This is a genomic window from Mesorhizobium sp. M0598 (assembly GCF_040320865.1).
In the GTDB taxonomy this organism is placed as follows: domain Bacteria; phylum Pseudomonadota; class Alphaproteobacteria; order Rhizobiales; family Rhizobiaceae; genus Mesorhizobium.
Genome location: NZ_JAMYQL010000036.1, coordinates 23168 through 38440, shown reverse-complemented (window position 1 = coordinate 38440; position 15273 = coordinate 23168). Strand labels below are relative to the sequence as shown.

Annotated in this window: 16 protein-coding genes and 1 pseudogene; 13 read left to right on the top strand and 4 right to left on the bottom strand. The window is 61.7% G+C overall.

The genetic code is table 11. The annotated features are described in order from the left end of the window. Positions 1 to 292 precede the first annotated feature (292 nt). Positions 293 to 598: a hypothetical protein gene (locus NKI59_RS29405; RefSeq protein WP_352708173.1), complete on the bottom strand. Its 306-nt coding sequence runs from the start codon at positions 596 to 598 to the stop codon at positions 293 to 295. Positions 599 to 1111: 513 nt separating this feature from the next. Then, on the bottom strand, positions 1112 to 2011 hold the full coding sequence (locus tag NKI59_RS29400) for a hypothetical protein (protein WP_352708186.1): 900 nt from the start codon (positions 2009 to 2011) through the stop codon (positions 1112 to 1114). A gap of 725 nt (positions 2012 to 2736) precedes the next feature. Between NKI59_RS29400 and NKI59_RS29395 the strand changes: the two genes are divergently transcribed. Next, positions 2737 to 3792 carry a GSU2403 family nucleotidyltransferase fold protein gene (locus NKI59_RS29395; RefSeq protein WP_352708172.1) on the top strand — a complete coding sequence of 352 codons (1056 nt, stop codon included), beginning with the start codon at positions 2737 to 2739 and terminating at the stop codon, positions 3790 to 3792. Positions 3793 to 4018: 226 nt separating this feature from the next. Here the strand turns inward: NKI59_RS29395 and NKI59_RS29390 are convergent, their stop codons facing one another. After that, a complete protein-coding gene (locus tag NKI59_RS29390; RefSeq protein ID WP_352708170.1) occupies positions 4019 to 4405 on the bottom strand; it encodes a type II toxin-antitoxin system VapC family toxin in 387 nt (128 codons plus the stop codon). After that, positions 4405 to 4714: pseudogene (locus NKI59_RS29385) on the bottom strand (type II toxin-antitoxin system VapB family antitoxin). Before NKI59_RS29385 ends, NKI59_RS29390 begins: the two are co-directional and overlap by 1 nt. A 486-nt stretch (positions 4715 to 5200) precedes the next feature. Here NKI59_RS29385 and trbB point away from each other — a divergent pair. The 12 genes from trbB to NKI59_RS29325 all read left to right on the top strand — a co-directional run bounded on the left by trbB (position 5201) and on the right by NKI59_RS29325 (position 15211). Further along, the gene (trbB, locus tag NKI59_RS29380; protein WP_352708168.1) at positions 5201 to 6217 is read left to right on the top strand and encodes a P-type conjugative transfer ATPase TrbB; all 1017 of its coding nucleotides are present in this window, start codon (positions 5201 to 5203) and stop codon (positions 6215 to 6217) included. Between the two features lie 74 nt (positions 6218 to 6291). After that, the gene (locus tag NKI59_RS29375) at positions 6292 to 6555 is read left to right on the top strand and encodes a TrbC/VirB2 family type IV secretion system protein (protein ID WP_352492921.1); all 264 of its coding nucleotides are present in this window, start codon (positions 6292 to 6294) and stop codon (positions 6553 to 6555) included. Further along, a complete protein-coding gene (locus NKI59_RS29370; protein ID WP_023679160.1) occupies positions 6555 to 6818 on the top strand; it encodes a VirB3 family type IV secretion system protein in 264 nt (87 codons plus the stop codon). Before NKI59_RS29375 ends, NKI59_RS29370 begins: the two co-directional genes overlap by 1 nt. A 9-nt stretch (positions 6819 to 6827) precedes the next feature. Next, positions 6828 to 9335 (top strand): conjugal transfer protein TrbE, encoded by a 2508-nt coding sequence (gene trbE / locus NKI59_RS29365; protein WP_352708167.1) that lies wholly within the window; start codon positions 6828 to 6830, stop codon positions 9333 to 9335. Next, positions 9332 to 10081, top strand: coding sequence for a P-type conjugative transfer protein TrbJ (trbJ, locus tag NKI59_RS29360; protein WP_352708166.1), 750 nt, complete (start codon positions 9332 to 9334; stop codon positions 10079 to 10081). Before trbE ends, trbJ begins: the two co-directional genes overlap by 4 nt. Before the next feature lie 12 nt (positions 10082 to 10093). Then, a complete protein-coding gene (gene trbK-alt / locus NKI59_RS29355) occupies positions 10094 to 10465 on the top strand; it encodes a putative entry exclusion protein TrbK-alt (RefSeq protein ID WP_352708165.1) in 372 nt (123 codons plus the stop codon). Next, positions 10462 to 11832, top strand: coding sequence for a P-type conjugative transfer protein TrbL (trbL, locus tag NKI59_RS29350; protein WP_352708163.1), 1371 nt, complete (start codon positions 10462 to 10464; stop codon positions 11830 to 11832). The genes trbK-alt and trbL overlap by 4 nt, the downstream gene beginning before the upstream one ends. Continuing rightward, positions 11829 to 12515, top strand: coding sequence for a conjugal transfer protein TrbF (trbF, locus tag NKI59_RS29345; RefSeq protein ID WP_352708162.1), 687 nt, complete (start codon positions 11829 to 11831; stop codon positions 12513 to 12515). The genes trbL and trbF overlap by 4 nt, the downstream gene beginning before the upstream one ends. Continuing rightward, positions 12512 to 13576, top strand: a complete 1065-nt coding sequence (gene trbG / locus NKI59_RS29340) for a P-type conjugative transfer protein TrbG (protein ID WP_502901115.1) — start codon at positions 12512 to 12514, stop codon at positions 13574 to 13576. Before trbF ends, trbG begins: the two co-directional genes overlap by 4 nt. Further along, positions 13573 to 14778, top strand: coding sequence for a TraB/TrbI/VirB10 family type IV secretion system protein (locus NKI59_RS29335; protein WP_352708160.1), 1206 nt, complete (start codon positions 13573 to 13575; stop codon positions 14776 to 14778). The genes trbG and NKI59_RS29335 overlap by 4 nt, the downstream gene beginning before the upstream one ends. After that, entirely contained in the window at positions 14775 to 14936 is a 162-nt protein-coding gene (locus NKI59_RS29330; RefSeq protein WP_502896937.1) for a DUF2274 domain-containing protein, read from the top strand. The genes NKI59_RS29335 and NKI59_RS29330 overlap by 4 nt, the downstream gene beginning before the upstream one ends. Then, positions 14924 to 15211, top strand: a complete 288-nt coding sequence (locus NKI59_RS29325; RefSeq protein WP_352624525.1) for a DUF2274 domain-containing protein — start codon at positions 14924 to 14926, stop codon at positions 15209 to 15211. Before NKI59_RS29330 ends, NKI59_RS29325 begins: the two co-directional genes overlap by 13 nt. The last annotated feature ends 62 nt before the right edge of the window (positions 15212 to 15273 follow it).

The window sequence follows — 15273 nt, the reverse complement described above, 5'->3', positions numbered from 1 at the left end:
CAGCGCACACGTGCGACACGTCCTGGACGGGCGCGCCGCCTGTTGCCGAGAGCGACGATCGCGAATCCGAACGCTGGACGGCAGGTGAGGCGCGGTTGCGATAGGCCAGGTCTGACTTGCTTCACCAGTAATCCGAAGACGCCAGGGACGCACTACGCTGGACGCGTGCCCTAGCCGTCGAGCTCCCATTTATCCGTTCGTCCGCTCCATATCCGGCTGGACCGCGCCGCACCCTTGGGCTGTTCAAAGGCGCTGGCATCTTCCCTACGCCGGCCGTTGTATCGCCGGAGCGTCAACCCGCTGAAATCCGGCGGTGCTTTCTCAGCCGGGTGATCGCCGACTTGTCGACCGTGATCACCCCGCCGCAGTCAATCCGCACAGAGAGCTTGTTCGCCCCGCGATCGATGCGGGTGACGTCCCCAACAAGAATCACTCGGTCGCCGGCCCGGACTTTGGGTGGCGGATCAATCGTATAAGGATGGTCATACGAAGGAATGCTCACCCTGGCGCGCCCGCTGGGGAGAATCGCCGTGACGGTACCTGCCAGCGCAACCTCATCGCCGACCTCAAATTCGCGAGGCATGTTAACGTGCAGCATGGTCTTCCTCCCGATGCTTTCCTATTTGATGCTTTGCTAATGCCCGGCCAACCAGGTTGGTTGCTTGCAATCGGCTTCGTACGGTTCCGCACAATTCCAAGCTGGTGTGCACTCCCAGTTGGCCTCGGATCGGCATTGTGTGCGTCGTCCTGCAGAAATGGCTTTACATTCAGCGATGACCTTGGCGCGCCCAGCCCCGTGTCAGCGGAGCGGCGAACTTCCTCTCGGTCGGCGATGGTCATAAACGCGGAGCGTAGAGCGAAAATGGATCCTTCGCCTTCGGGTACTTCGTCCGGTAAATTCGAAGAACGCCGACGCTGGCTTCAGCTGCCACGCGGGTTATTGGAGCCAGATCATTGATGCGGGTGTCGCGCGCCTACGGCAGGTCAAGTTCGGTTTCATGCGCCCCGATCTTCAACGCCAGCGACGCCATCATCGGGCAATGTTCAGCCAGCTCATATGTTGTTCGCAATCGCTGCACATGGAAGGTTCCGATCGGTTGACATTTCAACACTAGAGCAACCGGACAGACGCTGGAAGCGGCCCAAGCCTTGCCCTTCTTCGGGCCATGCTTCGGGCTTTTTGGCGAGCTATCCTGAGCTCGGGCAGCGTTGGTTGCCACCAGCCTCGCTGCCGTTCCGTTAACTCGGCAGCACGCCGAGCGGGCCATGTTCTAATCAATTCAGTCAAGGTCGCCGGACGCCATCTGCCCCAGATATAGTCGACGTTCGCCTCGATCAAATGCGGATAGAACGCTGCTAGCTCCGAGGCGACGAGTTCGCCCGAAATCTCGGTGAAGACCACGACGCCGTATTGCTCCGTTGCCACGGCAGGGCCAAGCTGGGGTAAATCGTCAGGGGGCAGTGGATAGCGACGTCGCCTGCGTTCGGCATACCGTAATCTGGCGGCTTTATATTCCTCGGAGTCTTTGGACGCTTCCCGTCGCCGTTTCCTCTCCTCCGGTTCTGCGCGGCGTGCGGCCCTTTCGATGCTTGGCCAATGGCGCCTCAACTCCTCGTAGGAGCGGAAAGGCACCCTCCAGGCCCGCAGTTCGTCGTCCCAGCTCGCCCATGGAACGGCTCGCAGTTCTTCGAGAACCGTCCGCGAATATGGCGTGCGGATGCGCAGGTCGTCCGCGACTTCCAGATACCGGCTCGACAGGGGATCGAAGGCGAAGGCGTCTCGTCCCTTGCTGTCATCATGTGCTACTCGTAGATCCGCCTCTTGCGCAAGCCAGCGCTGGATGCGCCGCGCGGCAGTCTTTCCCGGCACGAACCAGCTTGTGCGCTCGTCACTCCACCTGGCGCGCGGGAATGCCTGTCGAAACCGCTCAACCGCCGCTCGATCGTACGGAAAGCGCGCTTCGGCACCAGGAACTGTCTGCGGTGCAGCAGGGGCGTCGGATTTTTCCATCAGATTGCGAAGCACAGCACTGCTCGCAAACAACGCGGTGCAGTTCATTTGGGTCCAAGAACACCAGAACGTATGGTCAGAGCCGCTAGGGGCAGCCAATGAGGCGATCGGTGAAACTGCTGAATGCTAGCGTGGGAAAGCTTCGCCGCGCCGGACCGTTTATTTTGCTCCAGGAGAGGTCCATTCATGCCCAGACGAGATGCAAAAACCCAATTGCCAGACGGCCAACGAGCCCTCGTTCGCGTCCCCTGAAAGCGAGGAGACGGAAGTGAACCACTTCGTCGAAACGCAAAGTGTATCGCCAGCCCAGGCGCGGGAGCTTGTGCGGCGGCACGGAAACGACTGGCGTAAGATCGATGAAGCCGCCAAGTCTTATAGGGACGACAGCTAAGCACTTCCAAGCCGGGGGAAAGGGAGCTTTGTCACGCCATCCGCGGAGTTGCAAATCGAGCGGATCTGCTTGAGGTGACGAATGACCACCATCGCCATCTTGGTAGCTTTCTCAGACCGTTTGCACCGGCCCGGTCTAGGATCGAATAAAACCAGCGAAGGCCGCGTTCGAGCGGCGCTTTTGCTTCGACTGCGCTGCCGTAGAAAAGCCGCTCCGTTGTCATATTTTTTAATTAATACAGTTACTTCAACAGTCGCAGTGGAATCACGTGAGAGCTGTTGCAATCGGGCGCTCCGCCGCCTATTGTGTCTTGCAACAGCTCTGAGCTAAACGTATGGTAACTGTTGAATTGATTGATTTTGTTGAATTAAATAACGATCAGCGTCGGGAAAAAGTCAATTCCGACCAACGTTTCATTGCGCTCAAAGAGGCCCAAAGGAAGGCGAAGAGCTTTCGGGGATCCCTCGTCTGGCACACCGTGAACGGCATCGACCATTTGATGCGAAGCTACTACGACGCCGCTGGCGTACGACACCAAAAGGCAGAGGGTCGGCGCTCGCCGGCGAGCGAAGCTGTCAAGGCGGATTGGGAAGCAGCTCGCGCGTCCGCCCAAGAAACGCTCTCTGCGCGACAGGAGCAGATGGAGCGCCAATCTGCTGTCAATCGCGCGCTCCGGCTTGGGCGTGTTCCCCTGATCGCCGCAAGAATTATCAGAGCAATCGATAACGCCGGTCTTCTCGGGGAAGGCATTCGTATTGCAGGCACGAATGCGATCTACGCCTATGAGGCGGCGGCCGGAGTGTTCGTGGATCCCGGAATCACATCGACGCAAGATATCGATCTCCTCATGGACTCGCGCCAGTCCCTCAGGATCATGTCTGGCGCCAACGTCGAAGATGGAGCGCTCATCAACCTTTTGCGCAAGGTCGATCGGTCTTTCGAGCGTTCATCCGCCACATTCCGCGCGGTGAACCGCGACGGATATCTCGTCGATCTGATCAAACCGCTCGCAAACCCGGCGTGGAAGTCGAGCCGGGAAACTATCGGGAAGGCTGACGACGAATTGGTGGCCGCCGAGATCGCCGGCCTGGCATGGTTGGAAAATGCCCCTGCTTTCGAAGCAATCGCCATCGATGAAAAAGGCGGACCGTTACGGCTCGTGGCACCCGATCCGCGTATTTTTGCCGCTCACAAATTCTGGGTCTCAAAACGAGCTGATCGCGAGCCAATCAAGCGCCGTCGCGACCTGGCCCAAGCGCAAGTGGTTGCCCGGCTGACGACGCAGTATCTCGAGCATCTCCCCTACGAAGCAAGCGAGCTTCGGGTCCTCCCAAGGGCCGTTTTCGACGAGGCTCATCATTTGTTCGCACAACCAGCGTCGCGGCCGTGAATGTCTGAGCAACATGTTGGCCGGCTGGATTGGCCCTCAACTTCCAACCGATCGAAGACGCGGCCCAGCAGCGCCAGATCGGAGGGACGAAAGACGCCAGCTTGCTCTGCTTTGGGATCAATTGGCACGACACCCCTTGATGCAGGCCCAGCCGACAGGATCGAAACTAATTGGCGCTATTACAGGGTTCAAGCTGGAGACAGCCGATGATCCTAGAGTCTCGTGCTCATGCCGGTTCGATACTCGTTTGGGAGAAGTCTTTGCCGATGAAAAGCAGCGGTTCGTCTGCACGCTTTGCCAAAGCATAGGACAGGAAATCGGCAAAATTCAGCGCCGCCGGGTGGTGGCCTTTGCCGTAGGTCAGCCAACCCTGGGTCGCCAGACCAACTAATTCGGAGTCGACAGGAATGATGTCGGCCTCGATTTTGCGCAGCCACAGATCGATCTCGGCCAATGCGTGTTCGCCGCGCCTGCTGACCAGCACCATGCGTGCCTCGGGCACCCCGGTTGCCGGGACCAGTCGGATTGGGTCGGAGACCAGCGCTCGTTCCAGCCTTGCTGCCTCAGGCTCGCTCCGAAGGATCGCTACAACAGCTGAGGTATCGATCACCATCAGTTAGGGATTCCATGCTCGTCATACCCGATGATCTCCTCGTCGCTGCGAGTATCCAGTTCAGGCAATCGTGCCACTCTTTCTCGGATGGCGCGCAATTCTGCCAGCAGACGCTCGTGAGCGGTCTCTCCAAAGCCCAAGCGATGCAAGCGCTTGATGGATGGCTGCTGTCTTACTGATACCCTGGCGGCGTGCGAGTTCATCGGCGAGAGCAACGGTGGCCGGATTTTTGATATTCAGGGACACGAGAAACTCCAAAAATCTACCTTTCTGGCAATTTCCACCATAGTTCTCTAGGCTCTTCAACATACCTGCTAGCCTCGCCTACACCCGCGCCGGATTGATCATGACAATTGCCAGGCCGTTGCCTGCCAAGGCGGCGACCGCCAGTCTCTCGAAGCTGCCTGTCGACTCCAATCCGACAACGGCCGGCGAAAGGGCTGCCAATCGCCGAACCAGATCCTCCACCCCGGCATGGTCATACCCACCGAGAACGGCTCGCCGGACGGCAAAACATGCACGTCGAGCCGATCCTTGGAACGTCGATGCCAAGAATGACTTCCCAATCGGGCTTCGCTTGCGGCCCTAGATATAGCCGGCTGTTCTGCTGGAGCGGAGATAGCCAGTCGGGCACCGGGTTGCTGAGCTATCGCGGTCGCCGCACCGCATTTCGCAAGTCTCTGCACGTCATTCCACGATCGCCGGTTTTGCTTGTTGCAAGGCCGGCGCTCGTGCCTTTTCTAATGATCCCCGACCGCGGCAAGAACCAGTTCGTGGCGAGAAACGGGGACCCGCATGGCGACCAACTATCGTGCCAGCAAGGGAGCGGTATCGCGCGGCGCGCGCATGCTGCGCACCGCCCTCGGCCCGGCGATCGCAGGCTTCCTTGACGATCCAGCCATTGTCGAGGTGATGCTCAATCCCGACGGTCGCCTGTGGGTTGACCATCTCAGCGAAGGACTCGCTGCAAGCAATGAAATACTGATCGCGGCAGACGGCGAACGGATCGTCAGGCTGGTCGCGCACCATGTCGGTGCGGAGGTGCATTCGGGCTCGCCGCGCGTTTCGGCTGAACTGCCCGGGACCGGCGAACGGTTCGAGGGTCTGTTGCCGCCTGTTGTCACGGCGCCAACCTTCGCCATCCGCAAGCCGGCAGTCGCGGTGTTCACGCTTCGCGACTATGTCGCCGCCGGCATCATGACCGAAGCCCAGGCTGGCGTCCTGCAGCTTGCCGTGAAGACACGCAAGAACGTGCTGGTGGCCGGCGGCACGTCGACGGGCAAGACCACGCTCGTGAACGCGTTGCTGGCGGAGGTCGCTAAAACCGCCGACCGCGTCGTGCTGATCGAGGATACGCGAGAGCTGCAGTGTGCTGCGCCCAATCTTGTGGCGCTGCGCACCAAGGACGGTGTCGCCTCGCTTTCCGATCTGGTGAAGTCGTCGTTACGCCTTCGGCCCGATCGCATTCCGATCGGCGAGGTACGCGGTGCGGAAGCGCTCGATCTGTTGAAGGCCTGGGGCACTGGCCATCCCGGCGGCATCGGCACCATCCACGCCAATTCTGCCATTGGCGCACTGCGGCGACTGGAGCAGCTCGTGCAGGAGGTGGTCATTACGGTTCCGCGCGCACTGATTGGCGAAACCATAGATCTCATCGCAGTTCTCGCTGGCCGCGGCTCAGCGCGCCGGCTCGTCGAGATCGCCCTGGTCGACGGGCTCGATCCGGCCACCGGCGACTACCGCACCCTGGAAGCAAATTTCGAGACCACAACGACCGTGAATCGCCACTCTCCCTATGGAGCTTCAGAATGACCCAGATGCGCTTCAATTCATCGACTATCCGCAAACTTGCCGTGGAGCTGTCGTATGCGGCGACCGCCCCGATCATGACGATTGCGCCCGCCCATGCTGCCGGTTCCTCCATGCCCTGGGAGGAGCCGCTTCAGCAAATCCTTGAGTCAATCGAGGGGCCAGTCGCCAAGATCGTGGCGGTGATCATCATCATCATCACCGGTTTGTCGCTCGCCTTCGGCGACACGTCAGGCGGATTTCGCCGGCTGATCCAGATCGTCTTCGGGCTGTCGATCGCGTTCGCGGCAAGTTCGTTCTTTCTGTCCTTTTTCTCCTTCGGTGGCGGAGCTCTGATCTGATGGATGAGGAGATCCGTGGCTTTTTCGCGCCGGTGCATCGCGCGCTCACCGAACCGATCCTGCTCGGCGGCGCGCCGCGTGCGGTCGCCATCGCCAACGGCACGCTGGCCGGCGCGATTGGATTGGGGCTTCGCTTGTGGATCGCGGGGCTCATCATCTGGGCGGTCGGACATCTCGTGGCCGTCTGGGCGGCAAAGCGCGATGCGCAATTCGTCGATGTGGTTCGCCGCCACCTGCGCTATCCCACGCATTTCGGATGTTGAGGTTTCGCCATGATGAGCCTCGCGGAATACCGAAAGAAGAGTGCCAGCCTCGTCGATTATCTGCCGTGGGCTGCCCTGGTAGCGCCGGGCGTGGTGCTCAACAAGGACGGCAGTTTTCAACGGACGGCGCGTTTTCGCGGGCCGGATCTGGACTCCGCGACGCCGGCGGAGCTCGTCGGCACGACCGCGCGGCTCAACGGCGCGCTGCGCCGGCTCGGCTCCGGCTGGGCACTTTTTGTCGAAGCCCAGCGCAATCCTGCCAGCGGCTACCCAGACAGCCGGTTCCCGGATTGCGCATCCGCACTTCTCGACATCGAGCGTCGCGAACAGTTCGAAGACTCCGGTGTGCTGTTTGAAAGCAGCTACTTCCTCACCTTCGTGTGGCTGCCTCCGGCCGAGGAAGCGTCGCGCATGGAGAGTTGGCTCTACGAAGGCCGGGAAAAGACCGGCGTCGATCCTTGGGAGCTCCTGAAGATTTTTGTCGACCGCACCGACCGCGTGCTCAACCTCATCGAGGGCTTCGTTCCCGAAGCTGACTGGCTCGATGACGGAGAGACGCTGAGTTACTTACACTCAACCATTTCGACCAAGCGGCATCGCGTTCGCGTGCCAGAAACGCCGATGCATCTCGATGCTCTGCTTGTCGATCAGCCGTTGGCCGGCGGGTTAGAGCCGAGGCTTGGCGATGCGCATCTGCGCACACTCACCATCACCGGGTTTCCGACGATGACCTTCCCGGGGATTCTCGACGATCTTAATCGCCTTGCCTTCCCCTACCGCTGGTCGACGCGGGCGATCATGCTGGACAAGACCGACGCGACCAAGTTGGTGACGAAGATACGCCGTCAGTGGTTCGCGAAGCGGAAATCCGTCGCCGCGATCCTCAAAGAGGTGATGACCAACGAGGCATCCGTTCTCGTCGACACGGACGCCGCCAACAAGGCGGCCGATGCGGACGCGGCGCTCCAGGACCTGGGCTCTGACCAGATCGGCGAAGCTTATGTCACCGCCACCGTTTCGGTCTGGGATGCCGATCCGTCGATCGCCGGCGAAAAGCTGCGTCTGGTCGAAAAGATCATTCAGGGCAGGGACTTCACCTGTATCGCCGAAGGCGTCAACGCTGTCGAAGCTTGGCTGGGCGGTATTCCTGGCCATGTCTATGCCAATATTCGCCAGCCGCCGCTTTCCACGCTCAACCTCGCGCACACGATTCCACTCTCCGCGGTCTGGGCAGGTCCGATCGAGAACGAGCATCTTGGAGCGCCGCCGCTGTTCTTCGCCAGAACGGAGGGCGCCACACCGTTCCGGTTCAGCCTGCATGTTGGAGACGTCGGCCACACCCTCGTCATCGGCCCGACGGGCGCCGGCAAGTCGGTCCTGTTGGCGATGATCGCGCTTCAGTTCCGGCGCTACGAAAACAGCCGGGTCTTTGCCTTTGATTTCGGCGGCTCAATCCGCGCGGCCATACTCGCCATGAATGGTGACTGGCACAATCTCGGAAGCGATACCGCAAGCGGGCAGGGGTCTGACGATCCGTTGCCCTTGCTGACTTTGACCGATCTGTCGGACGACGTTGACACCGTGTCGCTGCAGCCGCTTGCCCGCATCCATCATACGCCGGAGCGGGCCTGGGCGGCCGACTGGCTTTTCGACATTCTACTGCGCGAAGGCGTGCCCATCACGCCGCAGGTCAAGGAACATCTGTGGTCGGCGCTGACGTCGCTGGCGTCTGCGCCAGTCCAGGAGAGGACACTGACTGGCCTGTCCGTGCTGCTGCAGTCCTCGCCGCTGAAACAGGCGCTTGGTCCCTACTGCATCGGCGGCGCTTTTGGCCGGCTGCTTGATGCCGAGTATGAGCGTCTCGGCGAAGCCTCCGTCCAGGCGTTCGAAACCGAGGGCCTGATCGGCACGGGTGCTGCTCCCGCGGTGCTTGCCTATCTTTTCCACCGCATCGAGCAGAGGATGGACGGCCGGCCGACACTGCTGCTCATCGACGAGGGCTGGCTGGCGCTCGACGATGGCGGTTTCGCCGACCAGCTGCGCGAATGGCTGAAGACGCTGAGAAAGAAGAACGCCAGCGTGGTCTTCGCCACGCAGTCGCTTTCCGACATCGCCGGATCGCCAATCGCGCCGGCAATCGTCGAAAGCTGCCAGACGCGGCTGTTCTTGCCGAACGAGCGCGCTATCGAGCCGCAGATCGCCGAGATCTATCGACGCTTTGGTCTCAACGATCGTCAGATCGAGATCATCGCCCGGGCGATACCGAAGCGCGACTATTACTGTCAAAGCCGCCGCGGCAACCGTCTGTTCGAACTGGGACTCGGTCCGATCGCGCTGGCGCTCTGCGCCACATCGTCCAAATCAGACCAGGCCGCGATCGACCGGACAATCGCCGAGGCCGGCCGAGAGCATTTCCTCGAGGCCTGGCTAGCGGAGCGCGGTCTCTCCTGGGCGGCCGACCTCATCCCAGGTCTCACCAACGTGATCGACCAGTCCACAGAGGAGATTTCGTCATGAATTCCAATCTTGCAGGCAGCCGAATCCGTCGCAAGGCGGCAGCCGGCGCCATCGCCGTCGCCATGGCGCTGTCATCGGCACCAGCATCGGCGCTGATCGTGTTCGATCCGAGGAACTATGCCGAAAACCTGCTTTCGGCATCGCGTGCCCTGGAGCAGATCCACAACCAGATCACCTCGCTGCAAAACGAAGCGCAGATGCTGATCAACCAGGCGAAGAATCTCACGTCGCTGCCGACCTCGCTGCTTGGCCAGATCGAGGGCAATTTTTCCGAGATGAAGAGCCTGCTCGGCGAGGCCGAGAAGCTGGCCTACAGCGTCCAGGACATCGAGAGCCAGTTTACCTCCGCTTACAAGAATTTCGGTTCGGAACTCTCCAGCCAGCAGCTTGTCGAGGGCGCGCGTCAGCGCTGGCAGACCTCGGTGTCTGCCTTTGAGCATTCGCTGAAAACCGGCGCCGTCGCGGTCGACAACATCGCCGGGACACAAGAGCAGACGAGTGCGCTGGTCGGTGCCAGCCAGTCGGCCGTCGGCGTGCTGCAGGCGACGCAGGCCGGCAACCAGCTCCTCGCCGTGCAAGCCAAGCAAGTTGCCGATCTCACTGCGATGCTGGCCGCACAAGGACGAGCCGAAGCCCTTGAGCAGGCGAGGCGGGCGGCCGCGCAGGAGCAGGCACGCGAACAGTTCAGCCGTTTCATGACGGGCCGCAGTTACAGCCCGTCATCGGTAAAAATGTTCCACGACTGAGGCGAGAATCGCATGGATCTCAAGATCGCCGCCCGGATAGCAGCCATTCTTGCCCTTGGCACCGCCATGACCGCCGCCTCCATGGCGCTGCGCGGCGACGGCTCGCAGGACGCGTCCTCCCCGCGCTCCGCATATCCGGGCGGCGAGCCGGCTAAGGTCGAGCTTGCCCGATGCCGGGCCATCGGCATGGCGGCCGTTGACGACGAAGCCTGCAGGAGAGCCTGGGCGGAAAGCCGCCGACGCTTCCTGCAACCATCCCTCCGCCCCATCGCGCCAAACGCGGCTCCGTGGATCGAAAAGGACCAGCGCCGAATGCTGCCGCTCCAACCGCCAACTCCGCCTCGCGCGGAAGACCGGCTGCATCTGGAAACGGTGGCGCCATGAACGACACCGGCGTGATCGATCGCTTCCTGGAGACCTTTACCCGCTATATCGATTCTGGCTTCGGGCTGCTCGGCGGCGAGGTCGCATTCCTCACCTCCACTTTGATCGTCATCGACATCACGATTGCCGGCCTGTTCTGGGCTTGGGGTGCGGATGAGGACGTCCTGCACCGACTGATGAAAAAGACGCTCTATATCGGCTTCTTTGCCTTCATCATCGGCAACTTCAATCGTCTGGCCGGGATCGTCTTCGAGAGCTTTTCCGGGCTCGGCCTGAAGGCGGGAGGCTCGGCACTTTCGGGCGCCGCACTGCTGCAGCCGGGCCGCGTCGCGCAGGTCGGCGTCGATGCCGGCAATCCAATCCTCGAAGCCGCCAGCCAGTTGATGGGCTACGTCTCGTTCTTCGAGAATTTTGTTCAGATCGTGGTCCTGATGATTGCTTGGGCGATCGTGCTGATTGCGTTCTTTGTTCTCGCCGTACAGATCTTCGTCACGCTGGTCGAATTCAAGCTGACGACGCTTGCCGGCTTCGTGCTGATCCCTTTTGCGCTGTTCAACCGGACCGCCTTCCTCGCTGAAAAAGTGCTCGGCAACATCGTTGCCTCCGGCGTGAAAATCCTGGTGCTCGCCGTCATCGTCGGCATCGGCTCGGGCCTGTTCGGCGAGTTCACTCAAGGCTTTGGTGCCGAACAACCGACGATCACCGATGCACTGTCGCTTGTTCTCGGCGCATTGTCGCTGATGGGCCTGTCGATCTTCGGTCCAGGCATCGCGACGGGGCTGGTTTCGGGTGCTCCGCAACTGGGCGCAGGTGCCGCTGTTGGCACGAGCCTCGCCGTTGGTGGCCTTGGCGTAGCCGGCGCTATGGGCGCCCGCGCCGCAATAGGCGGCGCAGCAGGCGGGCTCAGTGCAGGCGGGCGCATGTCGGCAGCCGCCGCACGTAGTGGCGCGCATCTGGCCGGCAGCACTTCGGCCGCCTGGGAACTCGCCGCAGCCACGTCTGGAAGAGGTGGTGCAGGCTCAATCGCCGCCGGCATGGCGGGTGTCGCAAAGGCTGGTGCCAGCGCTGCCGTTCAACCCGTCAAGCAGGCAATGTCGCGCGCCGCGTCAGCCCTGTCCGATAGCTACGAGGCCGGCCGCTTGGCAGCTTGGGCCACGACGAGTGGAGAGCGATCGTCGCGAACGGCTTCCTCCGGTGACTGGTCGACCACCGAAACCAGTGCCGACGCCCCGCCCGCATGGGCAAAACGCATGAAGCGCGGCCAGGCCATGAGCCATGGCGCCAGCATCGCCGCGCATTCAGTTCATTCGAGCGATGATGGCGGCGGCTCAATGAATGTTTCCCTCGATCAGGACGACCGCCGATGACCCCCTTTAGACGCCCTTTTGTTCGTTACGGAAAAACGCCTCACCCTGAGACGCCATATCAGCGTGCAGCCCAGATTTGGGACGAGCGCATCGGCTCGGCTCGCGTCCAGGCGAAAAACTGGCGGCTGATGGCCTTCGGCTCGCTCGTCTTGGCCGGCGGTTTTGCATCCGCATTGGTCTGGCAGTCGACGCGCGGCTCAGTGGTTCCCTGGGTGGTGGAGGTCGACAAGTTCGGCGAAGCGCAAGTTGTCGCTCCGGCCGTTGCCGACTATCGGCCGACCGATCCGCAGATCGCCTGGCATCTGGCCCGCTTCATCGAACAGGTCAGAAGCATTCCGGCCGACCCGATCATCGTCCGCCAAAACTGGCTGCGCGCCTACGATTACACCACAGACCGCGGCGCCATTTCCCTCAATGATTACGCTCGCTTGAACGACCCGTTTGCCAAATTGGGCAAACTCCAGATCGCCATCGAGGTTTCCAGCGTCATCCGTGCTACGCCCGATTCCTTTCGCGTCGCCTGGATCGAGCGCCGCTACGAGAATGGCAACCTGGCCGGCACCGAGCGCTGGACCGCAATCCTCACAATCGTGATTCAGCAACCCCGCGACGCTGACCGGCTCAAAGTCAATCCGCTTGGCGTCTATGTCAACGCCATCAGCTGGTCGAAGGAGTTTTCATGATGCGTGCAGCACCAACAAGAACATCGGCGAGACCGGCCACGCACAATGCGCCCAAGGCACGTAGGCTTGCCCTGGCACTGCTGTCGGCAACGGCGCTCGCCGGCTGTGCATCGAAGAAATACATTCCGCCGGAAATCGCCTACGACGATGCGGTGCCTGCCGTGCGCAGGGTCGACCCGCCTGGTCCGGTCAAAGTGGTGGAAGTGCCGAAACCGCTTCCGCTGCCTGGTCAGTTGAAACCAGTCGACGCTACGAAGGTGAAGCCGGAGCCGAACGATCCGAAGCAGCGTATCAGCCAGGCGAACGAGGCAGCGAGGATGCAGCCGGTTCGCGACGGGTTCGTCAATGCCATCCAGCTCTATCCCTGGAGTGAGGGCGCGCTCTACCAGATCTATGCCGCGCCCGGCCAGGTCACCGACATCGCCTTGCAGCCCGGCGAGCAGCTTGTCGGCTCCGGGCCTGTGGCCGCCGGCGACACGGTGCGCTGGATCATCGGCGATACGCAAAGTGGGGCAGGGGAGCGCCAGCAGGTCCATATTCTTGTGAAGCCGACACGGCCGGATCTGCAGACCAATCTCGTTATCAACAGCGACCGCCGCACCTATCATCTCGAGCTGCGCTCGACCGAAAAGACCTACATGGCTTCGGTCTCCTGGCAGTACCCGCAGGACCAGCTGATTGCTCTGCAGCGCCAGAACGCGCAGGCTTCCGCCGCAAAGCCGGTCGCGTCCGGCGTCGACATCCAGAAACTCAATTTTCGCTATCGCATCGAAGGCGACACGGCGCCCTGGCGGCCGCTTCGCGCCTTCGATGACGGTGCAAAAGTCTACATCGAGTTCCCGTCGGGCATAGGGCAAGGTGAAATGCCGCCGCTCTTTGTCATCGGCCCATCGGGCGGCTCGGAGCTGGTCAACTACCGTGCTGGCCAGAACTACTACGTCGTTGATCGGCTGTTTGCCGCCGCTGAATTGAGGCTCGGTGACAAAACAAGCGAAAAGCGCGTCCGCATCGTGCGCACGGACGGCAAACGAACCTCGCCCAGCACGAGGCTGTTCCGATGAGCGACCCTGCAAATGCACCCAACCAGGACATTCGAGCGGAACTGCGCCTTCGGCCCGAACCGGCCAGGGTCACGCGACTGTCGCGCAAGGTGCTGATAGGCGTTGGTGGGGTTGCCAGCGCTGCGATCCTCGGCACGTTGATTTGGGCGCTCGACACCAGACAGCGCGGAACCGAACAACCGCCCGAGCTCTTCACCACTGAAAACCGCTCCACTGCCGACGGGCTGCAGAGTCTGCCGAAAGATTACGCCGGTGTTCCGCAACTCGGCCCCGCGCTGCCTGGCGATTTGGGCCGGCCGATCTTGCGTGCGCAGGAGCGCGGCCAGCCGATTGGGGCGTCCAACGTCAGTGGACCGCGCGCCGATCCGGAAGAACAGCGCCGCCTGGCCGAGATCGAGGCCGCACGCGTGGCAAAACTGTTCACCGACACCAGCGCGCGGGTGCATCCGGTAAGACAGGATGCAAACACGGTCGCGAACACTTTGTCCGGCCCGACACCGCCGATCGAGGAGCCACCGATCGATCCAGGCCCCGCTCAAAACTTGCAGGACCGCAAGCTCGCTTTCGTCAATGCCGGACCGGATCGGCGCACCGTCAGCCCCGATCGGCTCGCCGAGAAGGCCTCGCCCTATATCGTGCAGGCTGGTACCGTCATTCCGGCAGCCCTCATCACCGGCATTCATTCCGACCTGCCCGGCGCCATCACCGCTCAGGTCACGGAAAATGTCTACGACAGCCCAACGGGCTCATACCTTCTGATCCCGCAGGGTGCACGGCTGATCGGCCAGTACGACAGCCACGTCGCCTTCGGCCAGTCGCGCGTGCTGCTGGTCTGGAACCGGCTGATCATGCCTGACGGCACCTCGATCGTGCTGGAGCGCCAGCAGGGCGCAGACGCTGAAGAATTTTCCGGGCTGGAGGACGAGGTCGACCGTCATTGGGGCCAGATGTTCCGGGCCGCAGCACTCTCGACATTGCTGGGCATTGGGACATCGCTTGGGTCCAGCGACGACGAAAGCGAAATCGCCAAGGCCATCCGCGAAAGCGCGCAGGATTCGGCCTCCGATATTGGCCAGCAGCTCGTGCGCAATCAGCTCAATGTCCAGCCTACGCTCACCGTGCGGCCCGGTTTCCCGGTTCGCGTGATTGTCAATCGCGACCTTCTTCTTGTGCCTTACGGCACGCCAAAGGATCCATCATGACCAAGCTGAAACTTTCTGCCATTCCCGATGACCGTCCGGTCAAGATCACCGTCGAACTGCCTGCCGCCGTTCATCGCGACCTCGTTGCCTATGTCGATTATCTGAACAGTCAACATGTCTTTGTCTCACAAGCAGGAGGTGAACCATGCCGGATCTGAGGCTCGGTCGGCTGCCGAAGGTTGGCGTCGTCCGCATGACCATCATCCTGCCGGAGCCGCTCAAGGAGGAACTCGACCAGTATGCGGCCGAACACAGCCGGCTCTACGAACCCGTGGACGCCGCAGCCCTGATTCCGCACATGCTGGAAGCCTTCGTCCGTTCGGATCGCGGCTGGCGCGGCCGTAAGGCGAAGGCCGGCCGTGCCCGTCAACGAGGGGCGTCTCCAGCCAGCAGTACGACACGAAGCGGTGCTGAAGGTGATGGCTCCGCCTGAAGCTGTCCTGGTGGCTTTACCCTAAGCGGAAGTTCGCTCGCCCTCGGTTGAACTCACACTCA

What these genes read in the sequence shown, in the direction of transcription:
- trbK-alt (WP_352708165.1), top strand. Translation starts at nt 10,094, where the DNA reads ATGGATCTCAAGATCGCCGCCCGGATAGCAGCCATTCTTGCCCTTGGC.
- trbB (WP_352708168.1), top strand. Translation starts at nt 5,201, where the DNA reads ATGGCGACCAACTATCGTGCCAGCAAGGGAGCGGTATCGCGCGGCGCG.
- trbE (WP_352708167.1), top strand. Translation starts at nt 6,828, where the DNA reads ATGATGAGCCTCGCGGAATACCGAAAGAAGAGTGCCAGCCTCGTCGAT.
- trbG (WP_502901115.1), top strand. Translation starts at nt 12,512, where the DNA reads ATGATGCGTGCAGCACCAACAAGAACATCGGCGAGACCGGCCACGCAC.
- NKI59_RS29375 (WP_352492921.1), top strand. Translation starts at nt 6,292, where the DNA reads ATGACGATTGCGCCCGCCCATGCTGCCGGTTCCTCCATGCCCTGGGAG.
- NKI59_RS29370 (WP_023679160.1), top strand. Translation starts at nt 6,555, where the DNA reads ATGGATGAGGAGATCCGTGGCTTTTTCGCGCCGGTGCATCGCGCGCTC.
- NKI59_RS29395 (WP_352708172.1), top strand. Translation starts at nt 2,737, where the DNA reads ATGGTAACTGTTGAATTGATTGATTTTGTTGAATTAAATAACGATCAG.
- NKI59_RS29405 (WP_352708173.1), bottom strand. Translation starts at nt 598, where the DNA reads ATGCTGCACGTTAACATGCCTCGCGAATTTGAGGTCGGCGATGAGGTT.
- trbL (WP_352708163.1), top strand. Translation starts at nt 10,462, where the DNA reads ATGAACGACACCGGCGTGATCGATCGCTTCCTGGAGACCTTTACCCGC.
- trbF (WP_352708162.1), top strand. Translation starts at nt 11,829, where the DNA reads ATGACCCCCTTTAGACGCCCTTTTGTTCGTTACGGAAAAACGCCTCAC.
- NKI59_RS29400 (WP_352708186.1), bottom strand. Translation starts at nt 2,011, where the DNA reads ATGGAAAAATCCGACGCCCCTGCTGCACCGCAGACAGTTCCTGGTGCC.
- trbJ (WP_352708166.1), top strand. Translation starts at nt 9,332, where the DNA reads ATGAATTCCAATCTTGCAGGCAGCCGAATCCGTCGCAAGGCGGCAGCC.
- NKI59_RS29325 (WP_352624525.1), top strand. Translation starts at nt 14,924, where the DNA reads ATGCCGGATCTGAGGCTCGGTCGGCTGCCGAAGGTTGGCGTCGTCCGC.
- NKI59_RS29390 (WP_352708170.1), bottom strand. Translation starts at nt 4,405, where the DNA reads ATGGTGATCGATACCTCAGCTGTTGTAGCGATCCTTCGGAGCGAGCCT.
- NKI59_RS29330 (WP_502896937.1), top strand. Translation starts at nt 14,775, where the DNA reads ATGACCAAGCTGAAACTTTCTGCCATTCCCGATGACCGTCCGGTCAAG.
- NKI59_RS29335 (WP_352708160.1), top strand. Translation starts at nt 13,573, where the DNA reads ATGAGCGACCCTGCAAATGCACCCAACCAGGACATTCGAGCGGAACTG.